This is a genomic window from Endozoicomonas sp. PH6C (assembly GCF_059322965.1).
In genome coordinates this window covers 1,008,728-1,033,188 of the sequence record NZ_CP185342.1, presented here as the reverse complement: position 1 = coordinate 1,033,188, position 24,461 = coordinate 1,008,728, and the positions used below count along the sequence as shown (strand labels likewise).

Here is a 24,461-nt window from a genome sequence, read left to right as displayed (position 1 = left end):
TCTCTTGGCAACACTGCTGTTGCTGTCGTTGTCTGTCATTTCCCAGGCCAAAACGTTGACAAGACACCTTATTGTCGAGCTTGAACAAAATGCAGATTTTCCAAACCTGAACTTTTCTATAAGCCCAGACTGGCCTGCATCGTCGAGCAAACCATCAGACATTGCCGACACAAACAGCTACCCTGAACACGATTTGCCATTGGATGACAAACGACATAGACCAGACAGTTACGAGGTAAAAACGACCCTAATTGAGTCAATTTCGTGGCAATGGCTTTATACGACAAATCTACTGGTTACTCACGAAGTGATCCTCACCACCAGAGACATACCACAAAGTTCAAGCCATTATTCATGGCTGCCATTTGAAGTGGTTATCGCTGTTGGTTGGCTTTTAAAAAACTATTGGAATCCGGATTCACTGCTGTTCAACCCGACAGAACAACAAGATGTGAGTCAAAATCATCCCTTTGCGATCACCACCATGATGACTGCCTCTGAACATAACCCACCACAATATCAGCCAACAGAATCACCCGTCCGGCAAGCTCCAGGAGCCAACAGCGAACTTTCAGGCTCTTTCATCAACCCCGTGCATTCTGACTCTGGAGACGGTAAAGAAGATCCTCAACCACATCGACATACTTTGGATTTAAATTGTTTCGTCTATCCGTGTCACGGCATTTGTCGATTCCGATCATCATCCGATAATGCACATTCAATAAGTGCAGAGGCCAACTGTACTGAGTCTGCCCGGAAACTGAATGATGATCTGACAATGCCCGGGCATTCGCCTGTCAAGTCTGACGATTGGGTCATAATTAATTGGCTGATCAATCTGGGTAATCATGGCCTTGTCGAAGCACCCGGTAAGGTTGTATTAACGAGATCAAATCCTGAAACCTCTAAAACGGACGAAGTTAAATGGTCAGGGGCTTCACCTTCGGGCTACCTTCCTTTTGGTGGGGCTTGCCATTATGAAAAAGCCAGCTCGAATCAAGAAAGAGAAGACTGCACCGGGCAAATAACCTGTGACGAGACAGTGATCCTGGAAGATGGCCAGCAACGATTATGTTGGAAGCTCTGCAAGAATGCTCGGACTCTGGCGGATCACAAAAGCAGAAACCATACTGGTCAAAAAACCTGTGACGTGTCTGTGGTCGACAAGGATAACAAGCAGCGGAAATGCGGATTGATCTGCAAGAGTGTTCAAGGCCTCACATATCACAAAAGGAGAGACCACACCGGACAAAAAACTTGTGATATGACCGTGATCGCGGAGGATGGACAGTTGCGGCCATGCGGGATGGTTTTGAAGAATGCTCCACTTCTGTCAGCTCACAAAAACGGATATCACACGAGACAAAAAGTCTGTGCTGAAACAGTGGTCTCGCAGGATGGCGAGCAGCGGCCATGCGGGAAGCTCTGCAAGAATACTAAAGCCCTGGCGGAACACAAAAGAAGAGAACACAGTGGAAAAAAAACCTGTTATATAACTGTGGTCGGGAAGGATGGTCAACAACGTCAATGCGGGAAAATCTGCAAAAATGCTGCCGCTATGTCGACTCACAAAAGCACTATCCACAGCGGGCAAAAAACCTGTTACGAGACTCTGATCGGGAAAGATGGCCAGCAGCGGCAATGTGGGAAAGTCTTTAGTAATGCCGGAGGCCTTTATGAACACAAAAGAGTACATCGAAAACGCAAGCCTGTTAATCTGGACCAGAACGATGATCTCAGCCCTTGAACTGAAATAATACCCGCTCTCAGATGTGGTGATCTATCCTTCCTCTGCGTAAACCAGAAAGCAAGTATTGATTATTAAACATTACCTGTTTGTAGCATTGCTGTTACTGTCATTGTCTGTCATCTGTCATGCAAAAACGTTGACACGACTTTTTATTGTCGAGTTTGAGCAGAATACAGACTTTCCAAACCAGAACTTTTTTGTAAAACCTGACCAGCTTACATTGTCGGGAAACCCATCAGACATTGCCGACAAAAACGGCTATGCGAAACCTCATTTCCCATCGGATAAAAAACGACACAGACCTTTCAGTTACGGGTTTAAAACATCCCTCATTGGGTCGATTTCGTGGCAATGGCTTTACGCCAAAAATCTGCTGGTTGCTTTCGAACTGATTCTGACTACCAGAGAGCCCCCTCTATCCTGTTTATGGGTACCTGTAGAAGCTGTTATCGCTGCCGGTTGGCTTTTAAAAAGCTATTGGAACCCCGAATCACCCATGTTTGAGCCGATTGAACGACAGGAGACGAGTCAAAGTGACCCGTTTATGATCACCACTATGATGCCTGGCCCTGGACAACATACAACACACTATCAGTCATCAGAATTATCTGGCCAGCAGGCGGCAAATGCTATCACCCAACGAACAGGCTCTTTCACCAGCCCGCTGCATTCTGGCTCTGCTGACGGTAACGAAGACCCTAAGCCAAACCGACATACTTTGGGTTTAAATTGTTTCGTCTATCCCTGTCATGGCATTTGTCGACTCCGACCATCGTCTGAAAATGCCTATCCACCGAGTGCAGAGGCCAGTTATACTGATCCTGCCCAGCCACTCAATCATTATGTGTCAATGCATGGGCATTTAACCGAAGACAGTGATGATTTGGTCATAATCAATGGGTTACTCAATCTGGGTAGTCATAGCCTTGTGGAAAAAACCGGGATTGCCTCTGCCCTTTCCCACTTCACAGCATCAAACCATAACACCTTTCAAGCGGGCACAACTCAATGGACAGGGGCTTCACCTTCGGGCTGCCTTCCTTTCGGGGGGGCGACCCATTACCGACAAGTCAGGTCGACTAAGGAAAAAAGAAACCATACCGTGAAACGAACCTGTCTCGTGAGAGTACTCGGGGTGGATGGTCAGCAACGGCCATGCGGGATGGTCTGCAAAAATTCTCAGGCTCTGGCGAGTCACAAAAGAAGAAACCACACTGGAGAACAAATCTGTGATTTGATCGTGGACGGGAAGGATGGCCAGTCACTGCCATGCGGGACTGTCTGCAAGAATGCTCAAACTCTGTTGGGTCACAAAAGGAGAAACCACACCGGGCAACAAATCTGTGACGTAATCGAGATCGGAGAAGGTGGCCTCAAGCGGCCATGCGGGATACCCTGCAAGAGTACCAAAGCACTGTCGGATCACAAAAAAAGAGACCACACCGGGCAACAAACCTGTGTCGTGACCGTGGTCGGGGAGGATGGTCGTCAGCGGCCATGCGGAAAGATCTGCAAAAATGCTCAATCTTTATGCACCCACAAAAGTCAATACCACAGCGGGCAGCAGATCTGTGACTTCATCCTGGTCGGGGAAGATGGCCAGCAACGACTATGCGGGAAGGTCTGCAGGCACTCTCGAAACCTGACTGACCATAAAAAAAGGAACCACAGTCGGCAACAAACCTGTGAATTTAAAGTGCTTGGAAAAGATCGCCAGCTGCGGCCATGCGGGGTAATCTGCAAGAACGCTGCAGTTCTCTCGACTCATAAAAGCAGTATTCACAGCGGGCAAAGAATCTGTGGCCTGACCGTGTTCGGGGAAGATGGTCAGGAGCGGCTATGCGGGACAACCTGCAGGAATTCTGCGTCTCTCTGGAATCACAAAAGCACTATCCACGGCGGACAAAAAATCTGTAACCTGACCATGGTCGCAGAGGATGGTCAGCAGCGTCGATGCGGGAGAACCTACAAGAATGTCGGCGCTCTTTCGAGTCACAAAAGCACTGCCCACAGTGGGAAAAAAACCTGTAGCATGACCGTGGTCGGGCTTGATGGTCATCAGCAACAATGCGCAAAAATCTTCAAAAATGCTAAAGCCCTGTCTAAGCACAAAAGATTGCATCGAAAACACAAGCCTCTTGAAGCCGACCAGGATTAACAGAAGCTCTTTGATAGAAAGGCACACTTATTTTCTTGATCTATCCTTCCTCACTGTATATCAGAATCCAAGGATAGAATTATTAAACACTTATTCTTTGCAACAACGCTGTTGATGCTTTCGTTTTCTGTCTTCTGTCAGACTGAACCGTTGAAAAGTGGATTTATTGTCGAGCTTGAACAGAATGAAAGTTTTCCAAAAAAGCGCTTTTCTATAATTCAGTCGATCTCGTGGCAGTGGATTTACACCACTAATCTGATGACTGCGTACGAACTGATCCTCACCACCAAAGAAGTGTCTCCAGACAGCAGCCCTCATTCATGGCCACCTGTCGAAGTGGTTTTCACTGTCGGTTGGCTTCTAAAAAGCTATTGGAAACCGGTCTCAGCGTTGTTTAACCCAATTGAACTACAAGCGCCATCTATCTTGCCACAGGAGGATCAGCCGTTTGCGATTATCATTACCCTGTTCGGCTCTGGACATGACCAACAACAGGTCCAGCCTTCAGAATCATCCGTTCAGCAAGCCCCAAAAGCTACCATCCAGAATACAGGCTATTTCACTCATCGCCCCTACTCTGACTCTGACGACGGTGACGGAAACCCACCACAGTATTCACACACTATGGGTTTAAATTGTTTCGTCCATCCCTGTCACGGTGTTTGTCGATTCCAACCATCATCCGAAAGCAGAGAAGCTGCTGAATGGCTGCTGAATTTAAAAGAAAGTTCGAAAGGCTGCACAAAAATGACATTCGGGCAAAGCCCGCGCCCTCCTTATGGCATTAATGACAAACCGACAAATAACTGTAACCCGAAACAATCAGGGCATGCAGAAGCAGCACATGCGGACCCTGCCGACTCAGTCAATCATGATGTGCCAATGCACAGGCATTTACCTCTCACAGCTGAAGATTGGGTGATAGTCTATGGATTACTCAATCTTGGTTGTCACAGTTTTCGCGTAAAAACAGGAATTTCCTTTATGCGTGACCATTTCAACCCCCCAATGGAGACTTCAGAAACACAACAAACAACAGAGGGATCAACCCATTTCAGTCATAACCCACTTCATTTTTCCCAGAAAGACACAGTGCAAGCCAAAAACAACATAACGCAAAAAATCTGTAAAGCAACGGTGGTCGGGAAGAATGGCCAGCAGCGATTGTGCGGAAAGGTCTGCTGGAGTGCCGCAGCTTTATCGGTTCACAAAAGCACTTACCACAGTGGGGAAAAAATCTGCCTTAAGACCGTGATCGGAGAGGATGGTCAGCTACGACAATGCGGCAAGGTCTGCAAGCATAATAATGCCTTGTCAGATCACAGGAGAAGAGACCACACCGGTCAAAAAACCTGTGAAGTCACCGTGATTGGGGAAGATGGCCAGCAGCAGCCATGTGGAAAAGTCTGCAAAAATGCTCAAGCCCTGACGGATCACAAAAGCGGATACCACTCCGGACAAAGAACCTGCAACGCTACCATGGTTGGGGAGGATGGCCAGCCTAAGCTATGCGGGAAGATCCTCAAGAATACTATTGCCCTGATGCATCATAAAGAACACTTTCACAGCAGAAAAAAAACCTGTGACGTAACCGTGATCGGTGAGGATGGCCTGCTTCGACCATGCGGAATGGTCCTCACTAATGCTCGATACCTGAAGAATCACAAAAAAAGGGTCCACACCGGACGACAAACCTGCGACGAACCCCTGATCGGAGAGGATGGTCAGCAGCGACCATGCGGAAAAGCCTGCAAGAATGTTGAAGCCTTGCGACTGCACAAAAGAAAACATCGAAAACGCAAGCCTGTTGATACGAATCTGGATTAACAAGAGCTCTTTAGCAGAAAAACAAACTTATTTTCTTGATCTATCCTTCCTCTTTGTAAACCAGAATCCAAGGATAGAATTATTAAATACTCACTCTTCTCGACACCGTTGTTTCTACTATCTATTTCCGTCGCCTGTCAGGCCGAGCCGTTGACAAGCCGTTTTATTGTCGAGTTTGAACAGAATGGAGGTTTTCCAGACCAGAGCTTTTCTATAACGCCTTACACCCCTTCAGATATTCCTGACACAAGCAGCTACACAGGATCAGCTTCGCTGCCTGATGGAAAACGACACAGATCAGGCTTTTACGGGGTAAAGCCAAACCCCATTGAGTCTATTTCGTGGCAATGGGTTTACACCACTAACCTGCTGATTGCTTACGAATTGATCCTCACCACTAGAGGCACTCCTCTGAGAGCTAACCCCTATTCATGGCTACCTGTAGAAGCCGCTTTCGCTGTCGGTTTGCTTTTAAAAAACTACTGGAACCCCAACTCACCGTTATTTAACCCGATTGAACAACAGACGGCATCTATGTTGAGACAGTGGGATCAGCCGTTTGCGAGTATGATTACAATGTTTGGCTCTGGACATAACCAACAACAAGGCCAGCCTTTAGAATCATCCAGCCAGCAAGCCCCAGAGGCTGCCACTCGGCCTGAGCGCTATTTCATTAATCACCTGTATTCTGACTCTGGCGAGGGTAAAAGAAACCCTCAGCAAGACTCTCACACTTTAGGTCTGAATTGCTTCGTAAATTCCTGTCGTGGCATTTGTCAATTCCGATCATCAGCCAGCAGCAGAAGGCCTGCTGAATCACCACTGAATGTCGAAAAAAGCTCAACAGGTCCTACAGGAGCAATACCCGGACAAAGCTCATGTCCTCCTTTGATAATTAAACACGGTCTCAGTTGCACAGGCTACTATGATTCTGTAAACACTACAGACTCACAAAAAAAACCGCCTGTAAAAGTATTCAATGATCGCTTTTCCTTTCAATTCCAATGCACTCCTGGTGAAACCTTTCTGCCTCAGACGCATCAAGCTCAGCCCCATGACGTTAATGACAACCTGACAAACAGCTGCAACCATACCCTCTCGATGAATGCAGGGAAAGCACAGTCTAACTCTGGCCAGCCACTCCATGATAATGCGCCAAGGCATAAGTATTTGTCTGTCACTGATGATGATTTGGTTATAGTCAATGGTTTACTCAATCTGCGTGATCATAGTCTTCTCAAAAAAATCAGGAATTCCTATGTCCGCAAACCTTTCAGACTTCCAGCGGGGGCGTCAAAAACACAACAAATAACAGGATCACCCCAATTGGGTCATAACCCACTTCATCTTTCCCGGACAGGCAGAGAACAAGCCACAAACCTCAGCGGGCAGAAAATTTGTAACGCAACAGTGGTCACAAAGAATGGCCTGCAGCAACCATGCTGTAAGGTTTGCATGAATACTACTGCCCTTTCGATTCACAAAAGCAAATACCACACCGGGCAAAAAACCTGTATCGAGACCGTAATCGGAGTGGATGGTCAACTGCAGCCATGCGGAAGAGTCTGCAAGCATGCTAATGCTCTTTCAGATCACAAAAGAAGAGAGCACACTAACCAAAGAACCTGCGGTGTGGTAGTGGCTGGAGAAAATGGCCAACCGCAGTTATGCGGGAAGGTCTTCAAAAATACTTATGCCCTGACGCATCACAAAAGAACTCTCCACAGCGGGCAAAAGACCTGTCCTGTGCCAGTGACTGGAGAAGATGGCCAGCCGCGACCATGCGGGAAAATCTTCAAGAACGCTGAATCTCTGTCATCTCATAAATGCAAATACCACACCGGGCAAAAGACCTGTGACGTGACTGTGCGCGGGAAGGATAACCAACAGCAGCCGTGCGGATCCGTTTTTAACAGTTTTCAGGCCCTGTTGGATCACAGAAGAAAGAACCACAGTAGCAAAAAAATCTGTGAGGAAACCATAATCGGGAGGGATGGCACGCGACAGAAATGCTGGACGATCTGCCAGAATGCTAAAGCCTTCTCGGATCATAAAAGAAAACATCGAAAACGCAAACCTGTTGATGCGGATCAGAATTAATTTTCTATAAAGCGAAACCTGAGCGTATTGTCAGATATCTCCACAGTCATTACCGATACCAAAGACTATTCAGAATCCGATTTGCCATCGGATAAGAAACGACATAGACATCAAAGACATAGGGTAAAAACGATCAACATTAAGTCGATTTCCTGGCAATGGCTTTATGCGACGAATCTTCTGGTTGCTTATGAAGTGATCCTGATCACCAGAACACCCTCTCTGAGTGCTGACACTTATTCACAGATACCTGAAGAAGCAAACTTATCTTCATAACCTATCCTTCCTCTCTGTATAGCAGAGTACAAGGATAGAGTTATTAAACACTCACTTTTTGCAGCATCACTATTGCTGCTCGTTTCATTTCCTGTCGTCTGTCAGGCTGAAGAGTCAACAAGGTGCTTTGTTGTCGAGCTTGGGCAGAATGCAACTTTTCCAAACCGAAGCTTTTCTATAAAGTGTGCAAGACAGGCAGTGTCAGAAAAACCATCAAACGTTGTCGACACAAGCGACAATGCAGGATCAGATTTGCCGCCTAATGGCAAACGACAGAAACCTGGCAATTACGGAGTCAAAACAACTTTTCCTGAATCGATCTCGTGGCAATGGCTCCACACTGCCAAGCTGCTTGTTGCCTACGAACTGATCTTCACCACCAAGGGTCCCGCCCTCGGTGCCATGACTTCTTCATGGCTGCTCATAGAAGTGGTTGTTGCTGTTGCCTGGCTTCTAAAAAACTATTGGCGCCTCGATTCATCGCTGTTTAACCTCATTGAACAACAGGCGAGTCAGAGACATTCGTGCGCCGCCATCACTGTGGTGTTTGGCTCTGGAGATGACCAACAACAATACCAGCCATCAGAATCTTCCTGCCAGAAAGCTCAAAAGACAACTACCCACTATAGAGGCTCTTCCGCTGCTGGCCACCTGAACAATGATAATGAAGACGGTGACGAAGGTCTTCAGCCAAACCTGCATACTTTGGGTTTAAATTGTTTCGTCTCTACCTGTCGCGGCATTTGTCGATTCAGATCATCATTCGATAGCAGAGAGTCAAATGAATGGCCGCTCAATTCCATAGAAAGTTGGATAAACCACAGAAGGGCAGCCCCCTTTCTGGGCGCGTGCCATCATTTGGCCAATGGACACTGTTTCAGTTGCTTAGGTCGATTTAATCCTGAAGACACTGAAGATTTTCAACAAAACTCATCTTTCGAAGATTTGAATGGTATCCTTGATACTCAACTCTTATGCAATTTTGGCCAACCGCTTCATTCACTGTCATACCAGCCACAGACTCGTGACATTGATGGCAACCCAATCAACAGCTGCAACTATGCAGATTGGGTCGACTCAGACGGGGTCGCATGCACAATAAGTTCAGAGGCAGCCGATGCAACTGAACCTGCCAGACAAGCAATCTGTAACCTGACAGTGATCGGAAAAAATGGTCAACAGCTGTCATGCGGGAAGGTTTACCGGAATGCTAAAGCCCTGATTAATCACAAAAAAAATACCCACACCGGGCGAAGAAACTGTTACCTGACGGTGGTTGGGAAGGATGGTCAGCAACAACCATGCGGGAGAGCCTTCAAAAATACTCAATCTCTGTGGTCTCACAAAAGCAGGGTCCACAACAGACAACAAACCTGTAAGGTGACCCTGGTCGGGAAGAATGGCAAGCCACGACCGTGCAGAAAGGTCTGCAATAATAATCGTGCCTTCGCGGATCACAAAATAAGAGACCACAGCGGAATAAAAACCTGCGAAACCACAATAGTCGGGAAGGATGGCAAGCCGCAACCGTGCGGAAAGGTCTGCAGTAATAATCGTGCCCTCAGGGATCACAAAAGAACTGCTCACACCGGTCAACAAACCTGTAACCTGGATGTCATCGGAAAGAATGGCCAGCGGCAGACATGTGGAAAAGTCTGCAAGAATGCTCAAGCCCTGGCGGTTCATAAAAGCTGCTACCACAGCGGGCAAAAAACCTGTCACCTGCTTGTAATCGGGAAGGATGGTCTGCAACGTCCATGTGGAAGTATCTGCAAGAATGCCAAAGCCCTGCAGATTCACAAAGCCAAGTATCACACCGGGCAAAAAACCTGTAACTTGATCATAGTCGGGGAGAATGACCAACAGCGGTCATGTGGAACCATCTGCAAGGATTCTCAAGCCCTGTTTCATCACAAGAAAAGACATCACACAGGGCAACAAACCTGTCAAAAGACTGTGTTCGGGGAAGATGGCCAGCCGCAGCAATGTGGGAAAATCTGCAAGAATGCTCTGGCTCTGCTTAATCACAAAAACAAAGTCCACAGCGGACAAAAAACCTGTAACGAAACAGTGTTTACGGAGAATGGTCAGCAGCGGCCATGCGGAGTGGTCTGCCCCAATACCAGAGCCATAGAGAATCACAAAAGGCAATACCACAGCATACAAAAAACCTGTAGCGAAACCTTGGTCGGGGAGGATGGTCAGCCGCGACCATGCGGAAAGATCTGCATGAATGACGTGGCCCTGACGAATCACAAAAGAAGAAAGCACACCGGGCAACAAACTTGTGACGTGACCGTTCCCGGACAGAATGGTCGGCTGCGGCCATGCGGGGCAATCTTCAAAAATGCCGGATCCCTGGCGTCTCACAAAAACAGCGTCCACTCCGCTCAAAAGACCTGTCGCTTGACATTGGTCACAGAGAATGGCCAGCCGCAATCCTGCGGGAAGGTCTGCAAGACTGCTAAAGCCGTGTCGGTTCATAAAAGAACACACAGAAAACGCAAACCAACTGAAGGAGTACAGGACGATGCCCCGGCCCTCAAAAGGTAAAGATAACAATCTGAGATCAGCACTTTTATTCAGTTTTGCCATTAAACCGTTGGTTTATTGCAGAAGATCTGCGATTGAAAAACATGCTTATTTCATGATCTATCCTTTCCCATCTGTAACCCGCAAAGCAAGGATAGAATTATTAAACATTCACCCTTTGCAGCACCGCTGTTCTTACTATTGTTGTTTTCTGTCGTCTGTAAAGCCGAACCTTTGACAGGACGTTTTATTGTCGCGCTTGAGGAGAATACAGGTTCTCAAAATCAGATCTTTTCTGTAAAGCCTGACCAGCTCAGGTCACCGGGCCCGTCAGAGTTGATTTCGTGGCCAGGGCTTTATGCCACGAACCTTCTGATTGCTTATGAACTGATCCTGACCACCAAGGCCACCACTGCGGGTGAAACCCCTTATTCATCGCTACCTGCCGAAGGAGCTATCGCTGTCGGTTGGCATTTAAAAAACTATTGGAACCCGGACTCATGGCTGTTTAACCCGATTAAGCAACAAGAGATAAATCAGGATTACCCGTTTGTCATCACCACTATGATGCACGGCTCGGGACATGACCAGCAACAACGTCAGCCAACAGAATCATCCCGCCATCAAGCCCCAAAAGCTACCAACCGTGCTTCAGGCTATGTCACCAGACTACAGGATTCTGAATCTGGCGACGGTAACGGAGACCCAGAACAACACTCACATACTTTGGGCTTAAATTGTTTCGTCTATCCCTGTCATGGCGCCTGTAGATTACGATCATCATCCGATTCATCCGATAGCAAAACGTCGGATCGTGAGGCAGTCCACACGAGAGAAATGACCGAGCAAAGCTCATGCCCCCATTTGGTCAATAGACACTGCTATCGTTGCCGGTTAGTGATCGGGGCCCCTTCAGAGTCAGTGGGTGCTGGTACAGCCAATAAAACTCAGCTCAACGTGACAAACTGTAACGTTATAGAGATCGATGAAAATGGCCAGCTGCGCCAGTGTGGGAAGCTCTACAAGGATGTCCGAACACTGTCGACTCACAGAAGAAGATACCACACCGGACAACAGGCCTGTGAAACGACTGTGGTCGGGCAGAATGGCCAGCCGCAGCCTTGCGGGGCAGTCTGCAAGAATGCTGGAGCCCTGATGGTTCACAAAAGCAGCGTCCACACTGGACAACAAACCTGTTGCTTAACATTGGTCGGGGAGGATGGCAAGCTGCGCCAATGCGGGAAGCTCTGCAAGAATAGCGGAGCCCTGTCGACTCACAAAAGAAGACATCATAGCGGGCAACAAACCTGCGACATAACATTGGTTGGAGAGGATGGCCAGCAGCTCCCATGCGGAGTGGTCTGCCGCAATGCTCACACCCTGACGTTTCACAAAAGAAGATACCACTCCGGACAAAAAGTCTGCGATGTAAGAGTGGTCACAGGGGATGGCCAACAGCGGTCATGTGGGACGGTCTGCAAGAGTGCTCATGACCTCTCGATGCACAAAAGATGTACTCACACCGGTCAACAAGTCTGTGATGCAACTGTGGTCACAGAGGATGGCCAGCAGCGGCCATGCGAAAAGGTCTGCAAGAATGCTAAAACCTTGTCAGAGCACAAAAGCAATTACCACACCGGGCAGAAAACCTGTGACGTAAACATTGAAGGGGAGGATGGCCAGCAGCAGCCATGCGGAAAGGTCTGTAAGAGCGCTCGAGCCCTCTCGTCGCACAAAAGCAGATTCCACACAAGTCAAAAAACGTGTGACGCGACAGTGGTCGGGGAGGGTGGTCAGCAGCAGCCATGCAAGAGGGTCTGCAAGAGCGCTCCAGCCCTGTCGGATCACAAAAGAAGACATCATAGCGGGCAACAAACCTGCGACATAACATTGGTTGGGGAGGATGGCCAGCATCGGACATGCAGGAAGGTCTGCAAGAATGCCAAGGCTATGGATAATCACAAAAGAATACACAGAAAACGCAAACCAGCTGCAGGAGAACAGGACGATGCCCCAGCCCTCAAAAGGTAAAATAAATAACAATCTGAGATCAGCACTTTTATTCAGTTTTGCCAGTAAATCTCTGGTTTATTGCAGAAGATCTTAAATTGCAAAAAATGCTCATTTCATGATCTATCCTTTCCCATCTGTAACCCGCAAAGCAAGGATAGAATGATTAAATATTCACCCTTTGCAGCACCGCTGTTCTTACTATTGTTGTTTGCTGCAGTGTGTATGGCCGAACCTTTGACAGGACGTTTTATTGTCGCGTTTGAGGAGAATACAGGTTCTCAAAAGCAGATCTTTTCTGTAAAGCCTGACCAGCTGAGGTTACCGGGCCCGTCAGAGTTGATTTCGTGGCCAGGGCTTTATGCCACGAACCTTCTGATTGCTTATGAACTGATCCTGACTGCCGGGGCCACCACTATAATGCACGGCTCGGGACATGAGCAGCAACAACGTCAGCCAACAGAATCATCCCGCCATCAAGCCCCAAAAACCACCACCCATGCTACAGGCTACGTCTCCAGTCTCCTGAATTCTGAATCTGGTGACGGTAAAGGAGACCCACAACAACACTCACATACTTTGGGCTTAAATTGTTTCGTCTATCCCTGTCATGGCGCCTGTAGATTCCGATCAGATAAAACTCAGCCCACCTGGCAAGTAATCTGTAACCTGATAGAAGTCGATGAAGATGGCCAGCTGCGCCAATGTGGGAAGTTATACAAGAATGTCTATGCCTTCTGGACTCACAAAAGAAGATACCACACCGAACAACAAAGCTGTGACGCGACTGTAATCGGGCAGAATGGCCAACCGCAGCCTTGCCAGGTGGTCTGCAAGAATGCTGGAGCCCTGGCGTCTCACAAAAGCAGCTTCCACACTGGACAAAAAACCTGTCACTTAACATCGGTCGGCACTGATGGCCAGCAGCTGCCATGCGAGAAAGTCTGCAAGACTGCTAAAGCCCTGACGGATCACAGAATAAGACACCACTCCGGGCAAAAAACCTGTAACCTGACGTTGGTCAGGAAGGATGGTCAGCAGCGGACATGCGGAATGGTCTGCAAGAGTAATAAAGCCTTCTCGGATCACAAAAGAAGATACCACACCGGACAACAAACCTGTGAAGTAACCGTGATTGGGCAGGATGGTCAGCCCCAGCCATGCAGGAAAGTCTGCAAGAATGCTATAGCCCTTTCGACTCACAAGAGAAGATACCACAGCGGGCAAAAAACCTGTGACTCAATGATGTTCCGGGAGGATGGCCAACAGCGGCCATGTGGAACCATCTGCAAAAATGCTCAGGCCCGGGTGCATCGCAGGGGCAGAGACCTCAACGGGCAACAAACCTGTCAAATGACTGTGATCGGGAAGGATGGCCAGCAGCGGACATGCGGAAAGGTCTGCAAAAACGCTCAAACCTTCTCAGAGCACAAAAGCAATTACCATACCGGACAAAAAACCTGTGACCTAACCGTGATTGGGGAGGATGGCCAGCAGCGGCCATGCGGGATAGTCTGCAAGAATGCTAAATCCTTGTCGGATCACAAAAGAAGATGCCACACCGGGCAACAAACCTGTGACGCGACCCTGGTCGGTCAGGATGGCCGACCGCGATCATGCGGAACGGTCTGCCAAAATGCCAGAGCCTTTTCGGATCACAAAAGAAGATACCACACCGAACAACAAAACTGTGACGCCACTGTGATCGGGCAGAATGGCCAGCCACAGCCTTGCGGGGCAGTCTGCAAGAATGCGGTAGCCCTAACAAGCCACAAAAGCAGCTTCCACACTGGACAACGAACCTGTCACTTAACATGGGTCGGGGAGAATGGCCAACAGCGGCCATGCGGATTGGTTTGCATTAATGCCAGAGCCCTGGCTAACCACAAAAGAACGCATCGTAAGCGCAAGTCTGTTTATGTGGATCAGGATGATGATCCTCAGCCCTCGAAAAAGTAAAGCAAGAAAGCAATGATCTCTAACAGAAACTATTTGACAGAAAAACACTCTTATTTTCTTGATCTATCCTTCCTCTCTGTAAACCGGAATGCAAGGATAGAATTATTGAACACTTACTTTTTGCGGCACTGCTGTTGCTGCTAATGTTGTTGTCTTTCACCTGTCAGGCGGAACCGTTGACGGGGCGCTTTATTGTCGAACTTCAACAGGATGCAGGTTTCCCAAACCAGAGCTTTTCAATAAAGACAGACCGGCGTCTATTGTCCGGTAGCCCGTCAGTCATTGTCTACTTAAACGGCGATGCAGGACCAGATTTACCTACCTATTATAAACGACGTAAGCGTGTCAGTTACGAGATAATAACAACCCTCATTGAGTCGATTTACTGGCAGTTACTTTACGCCACGAATCTGCTGGTTGCCTTCGAGCTGACCCTGACCACCAGAGACACCTCTCTCAGCCCCGCTCCTTATTCATGGCTACCGGAAGAAACGGTTGCTGCTGTCGGTTGGCTTTTAAAAAGCTATTGGAACCCAGATTCACTGCTTCTGAATCGGGTTCAACAACAAGAAATAAGTCAGGATCACCCGTTTGTGATTACTGCTATGATGCGTGGCTCTGAACATAACCAACCACAAGATCAACCATCAGCTGCATCGGACCAGCCCCCCCCCGAAACACCCACCAACCCTCTAAGCTCTTTCATTAGCCTTTTGTATTCCGGCGTCGGCGAAGATAACCGAGACCCTCAACAACACTCACATACTTTGGGTTTAGATTGTTACGTCCATCCCTGCAATGGCGTTTGTATATTCCGACCACCTTCCGAAAGTCTGGCAAGCCCTGCAGAATCTGAACCCGCACGAAACTCATGCCCGCATCTGGTCAATAATCATTGTTATCGTTGCGTCAGGTATTCTGATCCTGAAATCGAAACATCGAATCCCCGCCTTGCTACTCAATTCGAATACGCTTCTGGCCAGCAATCTCAGATATATAGCATGAATAACAGACCGGCCAATAGGTGCAACTTGATAGTGTTTAAGAGTGGTGGCCAGCTGCAAACATGCGGAAAGGTCTACAGGACAGCACGAGCCCTGTCGGAACACAAAAAAGGCATTCACAGCAAGCAACAAACCTGCGAAGTAATTGTGGTTGGGGAGCATGGTCAGCAGCGTCCATGCGGCTTGGTTTGTAGAAACTCCAGAGCCCTGTCATCTCATAAACTCAGGCACCACAGCGGGCAACCTGTCTGTGATATAACAGTGGTGACAAAAGATGGCCAGCAGCGGTCATGCGGGATGGTCTGCAAGAACCCTAAAGACTTCTGGGATCACAAAAGAAGAATCCACACCGGGAAAAAAACCTGTGACGTAACTGTGGTCACAAAAGATGGTCGGCCACGGCCATGCGGGAAGGTCTGCAAAAATTTCAGTGCCTTTTCGGAACATAAAAGCAAGCAGCACAGCGGACAAAAAACCTGTGACGTAAACATGGTCACAGAGAATGGTCGGCAGCAACCATGCGGGAAGATCTGCAAAAGTGCCGGAACCCTGTCGGAACACAAAAAAAGAAACCACAACCTACCAAGAGCCTGTGACGAGCACATTGTTGGAGAAGATCAGGAGTCGCAAACATGCGGAAAAATCTTCCTTAACGCTCAAGCATTGTGGTTTCACAAAAAAAAAGACCACACAGGGGAACAAACCTGTAACTCGATGGTGGTCGCGAAGGATGGCCAGCGGCGACGATGCGGGAAGGTCTACCGGAATCTTAAATCCCTGTCTGAGCACAAAAGTAGATATCATCGAAAACGCAAGCCTGTTGATCTGGAGCAGCACGATGACCACAGCCCTTCAAAAGGTAAAGTAAGTAACGATATTTAACAGGAGGCTTTTGACAGAAAAACACGCTTATTTTTTTGATCTATCCTTCCTCTCTGTAGACCGGAACTCAAGGATAGAATGATTAAACACTCACTTTTTGTGGCATCGCTGTTACTACTACATTCCCTGTCTGCCACCGCTCAAGCCGATCCGTTGACAAGACGTTTTATGGTCGAGTTTCAACAGGATTCAGGTTTTCCAAACCAAAGCTTTCCATTAAACAAAGACCAGAGATTATCGGGTAACCCGTCAGTCAATGCCGAAACAAGCCGCCATACAGGACAAGTTTTACCATCTTATTATAAACGACAAAAATATTATGAGGTAAAAGCAACCTTGATTGGGTCGATTTCCCGGCAGTTGCTTTACGCCACGAATCTACTGGTTGCCCTCGAAGTGATCCTGACCTCCAGAGATGCCCTTCTGAGCTCTGCCCCTTATTCGTGGCTACCAGTAGAAACGGTTGTCGCTTTCGGCTGGATTTTAAAAAGCTATTGGAACCCGGATTCATTGCTGCTTAATCTGATTCGACAACAAGAGATAAGTCAGGATCACCCGTTTGTGATTACCACTATGATGCCTGGCTCTGGAAATAACCAACAACAAGGTCAGCCTTCAGGATCATCGGGTCTGCAGGCCCCCGCAGCAGCCCCCAGCCATCCGATAGGCTATTTCACCAGCCTTCTGTATTCCGACTCTGACGAAGATAACGAGAACCCTCAACAACAGCAACATACTCTTGGTTTAGATTGTTTCGTCCATCCCTGTTATGGCGTTTGTAAATTTCGATCGCCTGTTGAAGGCTTGACAAACCTTACAAAAGCAACTCCCAAACAAAATTCATCTACCTATTTGGCCAATAGACACTACTATCTTTGCATCAGTCATTCTGATCCTGTAAAAGAAACATCGAATGATTCCCCTGACATTCGACTCCAATGTTTTTCTGGCGAACTATCTCAGGCACTTCACATTGATGGCAACCCGGCCAATAGCTGCAACCTTGAAGGAGTCGCCCCGGACTCAACGGGTGCAGGCACAACCGATATAAGGGCTCCAGCCGAGCAAGCAACCTGCAACGCGGTAGTGGTCGCGGAAGATGACCATCTGCGGCAATTCGGGAAAGCCTTTCAAAGTACTCAAGCACTGTCGAATCAGAAAAGAAGAATCCATACAAGGCAAAAAAACTGTGAGGTGACTGCGGTCGGGGAGAGTGGCGAGCAACAACCATGCGGGGTGGTTTGCAAAAACGACAAATCTCCGACGTCTCATAAAAGCAAATACCATTGTGGGCCAAAAACCTGTAACGTCGCTGTGGTTGGAAATGATGGTCAGCAGCGGCCATGCGGGAAAGTCTGCAGGAACTCTGTTTTCCTGTCGGATCACAAAGGCAGACGCCACACCGGACGAAAAACCTGTGATGAAATAGAGGTCGCGGAGGATGGTCAGCAGCGGCCATGCGGGGCAGTTTGCCAGAATTTTAGAGCCCTTTCGACTCATAAATCCAGATACCACACCGGGGAAAAAACCTGTGGCGCAACAGTGATTGGGAAAGATGGCCGACAACAGCCATGCGGGAGAGTCTGCAAAAATGCTTTAGCCCTTTCGAGTCACAAAATAAGGAATCATAGCGGGCAAAAAACCTGTAACCTAACAGTGGTCGGAGAGAATGGTCAGCAACGGCCATGTGGGAAGATCTGCAATAGTGCTGGAACCCTGTCGGATCACAAAAAAAGAAACCACAGCCTACAAAGAACCTGTGACGTGAAGATTGTTGGAGAACATGGCCAGCCTCAGCCATGCGGGATGGTCTGCAAGAATTCTTATACCATCTGGGCTCACAAAAACAGAGTCCACGGTGGGAAGCAAACCTGCGACGTGATCATGGCTGAAAAAGACGCCCAGCAGAGGCCATGCGGAAAGGTCTTTAAGAATAATCTGACCCTTTCTGATCACAAAAGAAGATATCATCTAAAACGCAAATCTGTCGATGTGGACCAGGATGATGACCTCAGTCCTCCAAATGGTAAAGTGAGTAAGTAACGATCTTTAACAGGACGGTAACCTCAGCCTTCCAGAAGCTAGCAGCCTGTCGGACTTAAGACTGTCCTACACGGCAACTGCTCCTGCGTTGCTCTAGCTCCTGCATCCATGCAGTCGTGCGGTTGCAATAAATTGGTCTAAAAATCCCTGTTTCTTCGTCAAATAGCTCGCTATTCTCCTCAGAAACAGAGATTTTTATCCTCAATTTCTTGCAATCCTCGCTACGGACGCTTAAGTCCGACAGGCTGCTAGAGCGAATTAATTAGCGATCTTAAAGAGAAGATTTTTGAAAGAAAAACACACTTATTATTTTGATCTATCCTTCTTTTCTGTAAACCAGAATGCAGGGATAGAATTATTAAACACTCAATCTTTGCGGGGCTGCTGTTGCTGCTCTCTGACGTCTGCCAGGCCGAACCGTTGACATTGGGTTTTATTGTCGAGCTTCAACAGGATACAAGTTTTTCAAACCAGAGCTTTTCGATAACAACACACCGGCGCACATTGCCGGATGATCTGCCAGACATTGCAGATAAAACCAACCATTCAGAAAAGAAACTGCCACCTGAAGTCAAACGACACAAACCTTACAGTTACGGTATTAGAGCAGCAATTATTGAGTCGATATCCTGGCAGTTGCTCTACGCTGCGAACCTGCTGGCTGCCCATGAACTGACCCTGACCACCAAAGGCATGCCTGTGGACGCCACCTCCCATTCATGGCTGCCGGTAGAAGCGGTTGTCGTTGTCGGTTGGCTTTTAAAAAGTTATTGGAACCCCGATTCACCGATGTTTAATCAGATTGAACAACAAGAGATGACATCTATGTTGGCACGGTGGGATCAGCCGATTGTGATCACCACTATGATGCAAGGCTCTGGAAACAACCAACCGCAGGGCCAGCTATCAGAGTCATCTGGCCAACAAGCCCCTCAAGCCACCAGTCAACCTGCAAGCTCTTTTTTCGACCCTCAATATTCTGGCTATGGCAACGGCTCCGGAGACCCTCAACAATACTTACACACTCTGGGTTTAGATTGTTTCGTCCATCCCTGTCATGGCGTTTGCGAATTTCGGCCATCTTATGAAAACGTAGACCCCGTTCAAAGGTCGCTGAATGTTGAAGAAAGTCTGGTAAACCATGCAGGAGCAACACACTGGGAAAACTCATGCCCCCATTTGGCCAATAGTCACTGCTATCGTTGCATCAGACATTCTGATAATGCAAAAGAAACATCGAATGATCCTCCTGACATTCAACTCCAATGGGCTTTTGGCCAACTATTTCAACCAAATGGCATTGATAGCAATTTTGCATATAGCTGTAATCTGATAGTGGTCGGGCGTGGTGGCCAGTCGCGACTTTGCGGAAAAGTCTTCAGAAGTACACAAGCCTTGTTGGGACACGCAGGCAGAGTCCATTCCGGGAAAAAAATCTGTGACTTAACCCTAATCGGGGAGGATGGCCAAAAGCAACCGTGCGGGAAGGTCTTCAAGAATGCCAAAACCCTGTCGGAGCACAAAAGAGGCATTCACAGCAAGCAAATGACCTGTAACAAGACAGTAACCGGGGAGGATAACCAGCCACGGACATGCGGGAAAGTCTGTAAGAATACTAAAGCCCTGTCCAATCACAGAAGACAGGACCACTCCGGGCAACAAACCTGTAACGTTATGATGGTCGGGGAAGATGGCCAACAACGGCCATGCAGACAGATTTGCAAGAATAGCCGAGCCCTTTGCGATCACAAAAGAAGCACCCACACCGGGCAACAAACCTGCGACTTTATAATACTCAGAGAGGACAGCCAACCACGAGTATGTGGAACGATCTGCAGGAGTGCCGAAAGCCTGTCGGAACACAAAAGAAATGAGCACACCGTGCAACAAACCTGTGACGTCGTAATGGTAACAGAGGATGGCCAGCGGCGGCCATGCGGGAAGGTCTACAAGAATAAACGGATCCTCTGGCATCACAAAAAATACTCCCACACCGGGCAACAAATCTGTGACTTCATGGTGGTCGGGGAGGATGGTCAAACACACCCATGCGGAAAAGTCTGCTGGAATGCTAAAATCCTGCACGACCACAAAAGAAACGCCCACAGGCAACAAATCTGTGACCTTATGGTGGTCGGGCAGGACGGCCAACAGCGGCCATGCGCGACTCTCTTCGAGAATAATAAAGCTTTGTTGTGCCACAAAAGAAACGTCCACAACGTGAAACAAAACTGTGACGTAACCGTGGTCGGAATGAATGGCCAACCCCGGCCATGCGGAAAGGTCTGCAAGAGTATTCAAGCCCTGTCATGTCACAAAAGCAGATACCACAGCGGACAACAAACCTGCAACGCTATATTGGTCGGCGAGGATGGCCAACAGCAGCCATGTGGAAAGGTTTACAAGAATGTCAGAGCACTGTCTGAGCACAAAAGAATACATCGAAAACGCAAACCTGTTGATGCGGACCACAAAGACGGTCTCAGCCCTCCATAAGGTAATGTGAATAAGTAACGACCCTTTGCAGAAGGTTTTTGAAAGATAATCACGCTTGCTTTCTTGATCTATCCTTCCTCTCTGTACAACCGGAGGCAAGGATAAAATCATTAAATACTCACTCTTTGCGACAACTCTGCTGCTACTTTTTCTGGCTGTCGCCTGTCAGGCCGAAACCTTGACCAGACGTTATGTTGTTGAGCTTCAACAGGATGCAGCTTTTTCATACCAGAGTTTTTCTATAAAAAAACACAAACGTTCATTGTCGTATAATCCGTCAGATATTGCTGACAAAAATGGCTTTAAAATACCAGATTTACCCTCTGATGATAAACGACAAAGTTTTTTTAGTTACGAAGAAAAAACAACCCTCGTTGAGTCGATTTCCTGGCAGTTGCTTTACGCCACAAATTTGCTGGTTGCTTTCGAACTGATCATGACCAGCAAAGCCCCTCCTCTGGGTACTACCTCTTATTCATGGCCACTGATAGAAGGGGTTGTCACTGTCGGCTGGCTTTTGAAAAGTTATTGGAACCCCGACTCACCACTGTTTAACCCGATTGAACAATCAGAAATGAAGTTGACACTGGGGAATCAACCTTTTGTAATCACTACTATGATGCACAGCTCCGGCTATGGCCAACAACAACACAGCCAGTCACCAGAGTCATCTGGCCAGCAAGCCCCCAGCCAGCCAGCAAGCGCTTTCACCAGCCCTTTGTCTTCTGGCTCCGACGGCCATGGAGGCCCTCAAAAAAACGCGCATACTTTGGGTTTAGATTGTTTCGTCCAGCCCTGTCATGGCGTTTGTAAATTCCGATCATCTTCCGAAAACATGGAGCCAGCTGAAAGGTCGTTGAATTCTGAAGAAAGCCTGGCTAGCCACACAGAAGCAACACCCGGACAAAACTCATGCCTCCATAATTGTCAATGCTATCGTTGCACCTGGCATTCTGAGCCTGCAAATGAAACATTAAATGACCCCTCTGCCATTCAACTCCAATGCGTTTCTGACCAACTAATTCAGGTACATGACATTGATGACAACCCGGTCAATACAACCGCCCCTGCAGAGCAAGTCGCCTGTAACCTGACAATAGTCGACAAGGATGGCCAGCTAAAGAATTGCAAGAAAGTCTACAAGAGTGTCAAATCCCTTTTGAATCACAAAAAAAAAGTCCACTGCGGTAAAAAAACCTGCCTTGTGCCCGTGGTCGGAAACGATGGCCGGTTGCGACCATGCGGGAAGGTCTGGAAAAATGCCAATGCCCTGACGTATCACAGAATAACGGCGCACACCGGGCAACAAACCTGTGAAGTCATAATGGTCACTGAGGATGGTCAGGAACAGCCATGCGGAAAGGTCTGCATGAATGTCAGAGCCCTGAAAGATCACAAAAAAAATGCCCACACCGGGCAAAGAACCTGTGATGTGACCGTGGTCGGGGAGAATGGTCAGCAGCGGCCATGCGGGAAACTCTGCAAAAGTTCTCAATCTCTCTCGTGTCATAAATTCAGAGAACACAACGGAAATAAAACCTGTGATGTGACCCTGGTCTCAGAGGATGGCCAGCAGCGACCTTGCGGAACGGTCTGCAAGAATATCTACGCTCTGAGCTACCATAAAGAAACCACTCACACCGGACAAGAAACCTGTGACGTTATGATGGTCGGGAAGGATGGCCAGCAACGGCCATGCGGAAATGTTTGCAAGAATGCCCATAGCCTGTCAGATCACAAAAAAAGAAATCACAGCGGGCAAAAAGCCTGTGATGTGATCGTGACCGATGAGGATGGCCATCTGCGGCCATGCGGGATGGTCTGCAAGAGTGTCAGCATTCTGCAGGAGCACAAAAGAAGAGCTCACACCGGGCAACAAACCTGTGACGTTATGATGGCCGGGGAGGATGACCAGCGACGGCCATGCGGAAAGGTTTTCAAGAATAACCGGGACCTTGGTAATCACAAAAGAAGTACCCACACCGGGCAACAAACCTGCGACGTTATAATATCCGGGGAGAACAGCCAACCACGACCTTGTGGAACGATCTGCAGGAGTGCCTGTGACCTGTCGAATCACAAAAGAAGAGAGCACTCCGGGCGACAAATCTGTGACATCACAATGGTCACAGAGGATGGCCAGCAGCGACCATGCGGAAAGGTCTACAAGAATAAACATACCCTCCGGGATCACAAAAAAAAAGGTCACACCGGGCAACAAGTCTGCGACTTCATAATGGTCGGGAAGGATGGTCAAACATACCCATGTGGAAAAGTCTGCAGGAGCGCTAAAACGCTGTTCATTCATAAAAGAAGCGTCCACATGGTGCAAAGAACCTGTGATGTGATCGTGGCCGATGAAGATGGCCAGCAGCAGCCATGCGGGACTCTCTGCAAGGATTATAGTGCTTTGTCGGTCCACAAAAGAAGCTTCCACACCCCGGAACAAAACTGTGACGCGACCGTGATCGGGGAGAATGGCCAACCTCGCCCATGCGGAAAAGTCTGCAAGAGTGCTCGAGCCCTGTCATGTCACAAAAGCAGATACCACACCGGACAAAAAACCTGCAACGCTGTATTGGTCGGCGAAGATGACCGGCAAAGGCCGTGCGGGAGGGTCTGCAAGAATTACCAGGTCCTGTCAGATCACAAAAGGAGCACCCACACCACGCAAAAAACCTGTGATGTGTCCGTGGTCGGGGAGGATGGTCAGCCGCAGCCATGTGGAAAGGTTTACAAGAATAAAAATACCCTGTCTAAGCACAAAAGAATGCATCGAAAACGTAAGCCTGTTGATGCGAACCAGATTATGATGGTCGGGGAGGATGGCGAGCGACGGCCATGCGGATCAGTTCGCAAGAGTAGCCAAGCCCTTTGTAATCACAAAAGAAGTAGCCACTCCGGGCACCAAACCTGCAAGGCTATAATACTCGGGAAGGACAGCCAACCACGACCATGCGGAATAGTCTGCAAGAATGCTCGAGCCCTGTCATGCCACAAAAGCAGATACCACACCGGGCAACAAACCTGCAACGCTATAATGATCGACGAGAAGGACCAGCGACGGCCTTGCGGGAGGGTCTTCAAGAATAGCCAGGCACTCTCGAATCACAAAAGACGCCACCACACCGGGCAACAAACTTGTGATGTGACCCTGGTCCGGGAGGATGGACAGCCGCAGCAATGTGGAAAGGTTTGCAAGAATGCAATTACCCTGTCCAGGCACCAAAAAACACATCAAAAACGCAAGCCTGTTGATACAAACCAGAAAGACGGTCTCAGCCCTCCATAAGGTAATGTGAATAAGTAACGACCCTTGGCAGAAGGTTTTTGAAAGATAATCACGCTTGCTTTCTTGATCTATCCTTCCTCTCTGTACATCCGGAGGCAAGGATAAAATCATTAAATACTCACCCTTTGCGAC

12 protein-coding genes are annotated in these 24,461 nt (G+C 48.2%); all 12 read left to right on the top strand.

Annotated features, from left to right (window positions below; genetic code table 11):
- Window positions 1-4 precede the first annotated feature (4 nt).
- The gene (locus tag ACOMG9_RS04140; RefSeq protein ID WP_448215895.1) at window positions 5-1,747 is read left to right on the top strand and encodes a hypothetical protein; all 1,743 of its coding nucleotides are present in this window, start codon (window positions 5-7) and stop codon (window positions 1,745-1,747) included.
- Window positions 1,748-1,814: 67 nt separating this feature from the next.
- Entirely contained in the window at window positions 1,815-3,908 is a 2,094-nt protein-coding gene (locus tag ACOMG9_RS04135; RefSeq protein WP_448215894.1) for a hypothetical protein, read from the top strand.
- A gap of 150 nt (window positions 3,909-4,058) precedes the next feature.
- Window positions 4,059-5,735 (top strand): hypothetical protein, encoded by a 1,677-nt coding sequence (locus ACOMG9_RS04130; RefSeq protein WP_448215893.1) that lies wholly within the window; start codon window positions 4,059-4,061, stop codon window positions 5,733-5,735.
- Between the two features lie 150 nt (window positions 5,736-5,885).
- A complete protein-coding gene (locus tag ACOMG9_RS04125; protein ID WP_494529822.1) occupies window positions 5,886-7,835 on the top strand; it encodes a hypothetical protein in 1,950 nt (649 codons plus the stop codon).
- Between the two features lie 27 nt (window positions 7,836-7,862).
- A complete protein-coding gene (locus ACOMG9_RS04120; RefSeq protein ID WP_448215891.1) occupies window positions 7,863-8,111 on the top strand; it encodes a hypothetical protein in 249 nt (82 codons plus the stop codon).
- A gap of 198 nt (window positions 8,112-8,309) precedes the next feature.
- Window positions 8,310-10,664: a hypothetical protein gene (locus tag ACOMG9_RS04115; RefSeq protein WP_448215890.1), complete on the top strand. Its 2,355-nt coding sequence runs from the start codon at window positions 8,310-8,312 to the stop codon at window positions 10,662-10,664.
- A gap of 213 nt (window positions 10,665-10,877) precedes the next feature.
- Complete coding sequence (locus ACOMG9_RS04110; RefSeq protein ID WP_494529821.1) at window positions 10,878-12,674, top strand: hypothetical protein; 1,797 nt, start codon at window positions 10,878-10,880, stop codon at window positions 12,672-12,674.
- A gap of 141 nt (window positions 12,675-12,815) precedes the next feature.
- Window positions 12,816-14,612, top strand: a complete 1,797-nt coding sequence (locus ACOMG9_RS04105; RefSeq protein ID WP_494529820.1) for a hypothetical protein — start codon at window positions 12,816-12,818, stop codon at window positions 14,610-14,612.
- A 143-nt stretch (window positions 14,613-14,755) separates the two neighbouring features.
- On the top strand, window positions 14,756-16,498 hold the full coding sequence (locus ACOMG9_RS04100; RefSeq protein ID WP_448215887.1) for a hypothetical protein: 1,743 nt from the start codon (window positions 14,756-14,758) through the stop codon (window positions 16,496-16,498).
- Between the two features lie 78 nt (window positions 16,499-16,576).
- Window positions 16,577-18,541, top strand: coding sequence for a hypothetical protein (locus ACOMG9_RS04095; RefSeq protein ID WP_448215886.1), 1,965 nt, complete (start codon window positions 16,577-16,579; stop codon window positions 18,539-18,541).
- A gap of 387 nt (window positions 18,542-18,928) precedes the next feature.
- Complete coding sequence (locus ACOMG9_RS04090) at window positions 18,929-21,037, top strand: hypothetical protein (RefSeq protein ID WP_494529819.1); 2,109 nt, start codon at window positions 18,929-18,931, stop codon at window positions 21,035-21,037.
- Window positions 21,038-21,215: 178 nt separating this feature from the next.
- A complete protein-coding gene (locus ACOMG9_RS04085) occupies window positions 21,216-24,329 on the top strand; it encodes a hypothetical protein (protein WP_494529818.1) in 3,114 nt (1,037 codons plus the stop codon).
- Window positions 24,330-24,461 lie beyond the last annotated feature (132 nt).